This is a genomic window from Candidatus Izemoplasma sp. (genome assembly GCF_982632705.1).
The window spans coordinates 1-3,922 of record NZ_CEXEES010000091.1 but is presented as its reverse complement, the minus strand read 5'-3'; the positions used below and the strand labels follow the sequence as shown (position 1 = coordinate 3,922).

7 protein-coding genes are annotated in these 3,922 nt (G+C 30.1%); 6 read left to right on the top strand and 1 reads right to left on the bottom strand.

Annotation, left to right across the window (positions count from 1 at the left end; translation table 11 throughout):
* Positions 1-181 precede the first annotated feature (181 nt).
* The 5 genes from AC2LE6_RS08605 (at position 182) to AC2LE6_RS08585 (ending at position 2,905) form a co-directional block, all read left to right on the top strand.
* Positions 182-367: a hypothetical protein gene (locus AC2LE6_RS08605; protein ID WP_484478849.1), complete on the top strand. Its 186-nt coding sequence runs from the start codon at positions 182-184 to the stop codon at positions 365-367.
* 66 nt (positions 368-433) lie between these two features.
* Positions 434-712 (top strand): hypothetical protein, encoded by a 279-nt coding sequence (locus tag AC2LE6_RS08600; RefSeq protein WP_484478848.1) that lies wholly within the window; start codon positions 434-436, stop codon positions 710-712.
* Positions 713-959: 247 nt separating this feature from the next.
* Positions 960-2,009, top strand: coding sequence for a Fic family protein (locus AC2LE6_RS08595; RefSeq protein ID WP_484478847.1), 1,050 nt, complete (start codon positions 960-962; stop codon positions 2,007-2,009).
* 165 nt (positions 2,010-2,174) lie between these two features.
* Positions 2,175-2,372: a DUF6199 family natural product biosynthesis protein gene (locus tag AC2LE6_RS08590; protein ID WP_484478846.1), complete on the top strand. Its 198-nt coding sequence runs from the start codon at positions 2,175-2,177 to the stop codon at positions 2,370-2,372.
* A 293-nt stretch (positions 2,373-2,665) separates the two neighbouring features.
* On the top strand, positions 2,666-2,905 hold the full coding sequence (locus tag AC2LE6_RS08585; protein ID WP_484478845.1) for a hypothetical protein: 240 nt from the start codon (positions 2,666-2,668) through the stop codon (positions 2,903-2,905).
* A gap of 74 nt (positions 2,906-2,979) precedes the next feature.
* Here the strand turns inward: AC2LE6_RS08585 and AC2LE6_RS08580 are convergent, their stop codons facing one another.
* Complete coding sequence (locus AC2LE6_RS08580) at positions 2,980-3,297, bottom strand: hypothetical protein (protein ID WP_484478844.1); 318 nt, start codon at positions 3,295-3,297, stop codon at positions 2,980-2,982.
* 152 nt (positions 3,298-3,449) lie between these two features.
* Here AC2LE6_RS08580 and AC2LE6_RS08575 point away from each other — a divergent pair, with 152 nt between their 5' ends.
* Positions 3,450-3,836, top strand: coding sequence for a hypothetical protein (locus AC2LE6_RS08575; RefSeq protein WP_484478843.1), 387 nt, complete (start codon positions 3,450-3,452; stop codon positions 3,834-3,836).
* Positions 3,837-3,922: the final 86 nt, after the last annotated feature.

The window sequence follows — 3,922 nt, the reverse complement described above, 5'->3', positions numbered from 1 at the left end:
CAAAGCTATATGCATACAGAAAAAAAGATATGGAGGACTTAAAAAAGATAAAAGATGGTAATCAATATAGTAAGGTATTGTTAGATCAGGTTGTTATCGAAGCAAAAGAATCGGCTATTACTGATAGAAGATATTTGGAGATGGTTGATCTATATAAAAATTTCTTTAAGGAGTGAGAGATATGAAAACAAAGACATTTATGAGTTTTTTAAGAGATTATGCTAAGGATATGAATCCTGAGCAATCTTTAAGCTTGTTCAAAAATGAAAAGTATGTAAAGTCAGACACAAGGCTTCTAAATGTTTATAGTTTTTATGTTTTCTTTAATCATGATGTTACTGATACACTATTACAAAAAAAAGACTAACTTCAAAGGCTTTATAAAAAATATGAGGAATACAAATCGAAGTATGATGGTGTTGAACTAAATTATTTGGATCAAGAAGTTGAATCACTAGACAGTTTTGACGAACTGAAGCAACTATATACATCTTATAAGAATCTTGTAGTGAATAAAAATATTATCCAAAAGAATCTATACCACAAAATAATAATGCAAACTAAAAATGAGAAGAATATAAGTAACTATAGAATATACACAGACTTAAATCTTAATCAAGGTAATACTAATGATTATTTAAGAAACAAAAGGTTTGAAAAATTATCTCTTGATAACATAAAAAAGATTGCGAATTATGTTACCTCAGCTTAGACGATTTACCTTCTAAGCCATCGGTCGGGGGTTCGAATCCCTCCCGGAATGCCATTTAATAATTCAAAAGTTAAGCCAGTAAAGGCTTAACTTTTTTTCACCAATTAGTAATGGACTGCCGGATTATTTATATACATCACTCTATGCATTTCATGCATCGTATCATATATAATGATGTATAAAACTAGACAATACATTGATTATATGCATCAAGTATGTTAAAATGATGGAGAAAGAAGGTGGTTTGATGCAGAAATTAATGGATTATGGTAAATATCTCAATTTAAATTTTGGGAATGATGTTATAAATATCATTACAAAAATTTATGAGAACAAAGGGAAGAGTGAATTATTTTCGATATCACATCCAGATGTCTTAAACAAATTGATTAAGATGGCTAAAGTGCAAAGTGTTGAAGCATCAAATAAAATAGAAGGTATTTTCACAACGGATAAGAGACTTAAAGAAATTGTGTTATCCAAAGCAACTCCATTGAATAGAGATGAATCAGAAATAGCAGGATACAGAAGTGCGTTAGAACTCATTCATACTAGTTATGCTCACATGGATGTATCACCAAACATCATATTGCAACTACATAAAATTTTGTATCAGTTCTCAGGACAATCATTTGGTGGGAAATACAAAAACTCTGATAACATCATTGAAGAAAGAGATCGATTTGGAAATAGAACTGTTAGATTTATTCCTGTTAAATCCTATTTAGTAGAAGAGTACGTAAATCAGTTATGTGCTGAGTATGACTATATAATAAATCAAAACATAATCGACCCACTTTTCGTTATTCCGATATTCATCTTTGATTTTTTATGTATACATCCGTTTAATGATGGAAATGGACGTATGTCAAGATTACTTACGTTACTTCTTTTATATAAATCAGGTTACTATGTGGGGAAGTACATTAGTATCGAGAAGATCATTGAGAATACAAAAGACACATATTATGATACACTGCAATTAAGTAATATTGGCTGGCATGAACAAGATAACGATTGTTCTTCATTTATCAAGTATTATTTAGGAGTTGTGGTACACGCATATAGATTATTGGAAGAAAGGTACATTATAGTTAGAGAAGAAAAAGTATCAAATGAGGAAAGAGTATATAAGTATATATCCGAGTCTATTACTCCTATATCAAAAAAAGAATTAGTTGATGTTCTGACAGATATATCGCAGATTACAATTGAAAGACAGCTAAGTAGCTTATTAAAGAAGAATATGATTGAAAAAGTAGGTGTAGGTCGTTCTACAAGATATAGTGTTATATAGTAAAAGACTTTCTAATCCATCGGTCGTGGGTTCAAATCCCTCCCGGAATGCCATTTGAAAGCATAACAATCAATCCCTTTAAGAGTTTGGTTGTTTTTATTTACCTAGAGTGACATCCTATAGTACATTGGTTTATGATATAATATGGAAGAAGGAGATGATTGGATGAATTTTTTATTGGCAATAGTTTGTATCGGTATTGGAGTATGGACACTTCTTGATACAGATGCTGCATTGAGACATGAGGACAATTACAGACGTAAAGGAGAACGAGAGTACTCTGATACCGCAACAGGGTTAATGAAAATGAGAGGAATAATTGCTCTTATTTGTGGAATTGCCTTCCTATTTATTAGGTTTTAAATCCTTAGGAATCTTCCAGACTTCTATCAGGGATTCTAATCTACTTTGAAATACTATGTAAAAAAAATAGTTAAGCCATTTATGGTTTAGTTATTCTTTTTTTTCTGAGCAATGACCTTTTTGAGTATGTTATAATGCTAGAGACTGTAGCACACAGAACACTTAGGTTATACGCAACAGTTCTTGACTTTGCAGTTTTAATTGTTCCATTAATTGTATCAATTGTTGTGAATGTTATAATTGGAAAATAAACATATAAATTAGGATAAAATACATATGAAGGAGTTGTTAATATGGAATTGCTTGCTATTACTATAGGAGTCTTGTTTTGCTTCGCTTATGGAGGTAAAATGATATATGATATGATTGTAAATTATGACTATGAAATACGTGCTGGTGGGCGTACTCGTGGTACTAAAATAGATTTAGAAGATAAATATGGTACTAAAGCAGCAGCAATCATAAAGTGGTCTTTTTCTATTTTTTGGATTTTACTTGGTTTAGCAGGAATTGTTTTTAACATAATTTTCTAGAATAGAAGTATGATTTGTAAATCGTCACAATTTAAAGTAGCATAAAAAGTAAAAAGTCCATTTCTGGACTTTTTTTAATATATATTGGTAAGTCCAACAGCGAAAGTAACTAATAATGTGAATCCAATAAATAACTGATTTAGTAAACCAAATAATCCTAGTTGTGTAATCTTTTTCTCCTTTTTATAGGTACCATAACTGATTTCAAATATGATTAATCCGATGTTACCAATAAACAATAGTAACATAATGAAAAACAATGGTTCCATAAAATACGGGTACATATCTAAGATTCTACCAAATATAAAATAATATGCGATTAGAATCCCACAGAATATCGGTGCTATAATAGTATACTTCTTTAAAATTGATTCCAGTCTCTCTACATTCATACAATACCTCCTATACTTCATTATATCAGCAACAAGATAAATGAGTATCTATACGCATTGAGAAGGTATGATATACTATAAATGGAAGTAGTCGTTGATAATTAGAAAAGAATTAAACCTAAACCACAAGAACTTATAGGAGATGATTAAAAATGATTCCAGTTCAAATTACATATAGTTTAGCCTTTTTCTTTTATATAGCTAGTTTTCTTGTTCACGTATTAGTGCTCAATAAGAAGATTTCGTATACATTAGTTAATGGTGGTAGAAGTAGGAGTTATACTGATCAACAAAAACAATCAAAAGCTAGTATCTTGATTATTGCAATTATGTTTATATATATTCTTAGTACTATGCTCATTCCTAGTTCTAGATCAACTATTGTTTTTCTAGTTATAATCTCAATCCTAGTTCTATTTTGGGTACTCGGGACTGTAATGCAACTACTAGGCACCAAGTTTGAAAAAAGAGTGGTTGTCTGGATCAACTTAATAGGGTTACTATCACATGTTTTACTGTTAATTACATATTTTGAATAAACATAGATTCTACCTTGTTTTCGTATAGAAAACAGAATGCTGTAAAATGCCTATAAAAGTAAAAAGTCCATTTCTGGACTTTTTTT

What these genes read in the sequence shown, in the direction of transcription:
- AC2LE6_RS08605 (WP_484478849.1), top strand. Translation starts at nt 182, where the DNA reads ATGAAAACAAAGACATTTATGAGTTTTTTAAGAGATTATGCTAAGGAT.
- AC2LE6_RS08595 (WP_484478847.1), top strand. Translation starts at nt 960, where the DNA reads ATGCAGAAATTAATGGATTATGGTAAATATCTCAATTTAAATTTTGGG.
- AC2LE6_RS08590 (WP_484478846.1), top strand. Translation starts at nt 2,175, where the DNA reads ATGAATTTTTTATTGGCAATAGTTTGTATCGGTATTGGAGTATGGACA.
- AC2LE6_RS08585 (WP_484478845.1), top strand. Translation starts at nt 2,666, where the DNA reads ATGGAATTGCTTGCTATTACTATAGGAGTCTTGTTTTGCTTCGCTTAT.
- AC2LE6_RS08580 (WP_484478844.1), bottom strand. Translation starts at nt 3,297, where the DNA reads ATGAATGTAGAGAGACTGGAATCAATTTTAAAGAAGTATACTATTATA.
- AC2LE6_RS08575 (WP_484478843.1), top strand. Translation starts at nt 3,450, where the DNA reads ATGATTCCAGTTCAAATTACATATAGTTTAGCCTTTTTCTTTTATATA.